At 53.3% G+C, this 1,040-nt stretch carries 2 rRNA genes; both read right to left on the reverse strand.

From position 1 onward, the window contains the following. Window positions 1-531 (reverse strand): 23S ribosomal RNA (locus BPODLACK_RS23120); the annotation flags it as partial. Between the two features lie 453 nt (window positions 532-984). After that, window positions 985-1,040, reverse strand: a 16S ribosomal RNA gene (locus tag BPODLACK_RS23125); the annotation flags it as partial.

Raw genomic sequence — 1,040 nt, forward strand, 5'->3', positions numbered from 1 at the left:
TCACCAGGAAGTATTCAGGCTTACCGGGTGGTCCCGGCAGATTCACAGCAGATTCCACGAGCCCGCTGCTACTTGGGAGAACATCACGCAAGACCATGTGTTTTCAGCTACCGGACTCTCACCGTCTACGGCAGACCATTCCAGGCCACTTCACCTAACACACGATTTTCTGACTCACGCTTCCACAGGCAGATGGAAGAAGATGAACCCCACAACACCACACACACAACCCCTACCCGGTATCACATGCGCATGGTTTAGCCTCATCCGCTTTCGCTCGCCACTACTCACGGAATCACTTTTGTTTTCTCTTCCTATGGGTACTGAGATGTTTCACTTCCCCACGTTCCCTCCACACCCCCTATACATTCAGAGGTGGGTAACACGACATCACTCGTGCTGGGTTTCCCCATTCGGACACCCTCGGATCACAGCTCGTTTGACAACTCCCCGAGGACTATCGCGGCCTACCACGTCCTTCATCGGCTCCTGGTACCAAGGCATCCACCGAACGCCCTTACACACTTACAACAACACCTACAAACCACCCCCACCACACAACCCGAAAGCTGCACACACAACCCCGAAAGGATCATGCTCGGCGAGGATCGAATGTAGACATCACAAAACATTCTTTCTGCTAAATCACAGACCAACAAAAAATTGTTGATTTGAAATAAAGATGCTCGCATCCACTATGCACTTCTCAAACAACACACACCGACCACCACTCGACCGCTCCCCACCCCATCACAGGACAGATCAACACAATCTCACAGCAACCAGCTAGGTCAGAGACAACACAAAGCGTGTTCCCTCAGAACCCCGATAGTGTGCGATGAACCCGCCGGCCTCACGACCTGGCAGCAACCCCCAACCTCCACACGTGTGGAAGCGGTGAGCCTGTCTGATGTTTCACCCTCGAACACACACGCGCCGCAGAACATACGCCTGCAGAAACACGTGATGTTGTGTGCTCCTTAGAAAGGAGGTGATCCAGCCGCACCTTCCGGTACGGCTACCTTGTTACGACTTCGTCC

The sequence above is a fragment of the Gordonia sp. YY1 genome (assembly GCF_009872315.1).
GTDB classification, from domain to species: Bacteria; Actinomycetota; Actinomycetes; order Mycobacteriales; family Mycobacteriaceae; genus Gordonia; species Gordonia amicalis.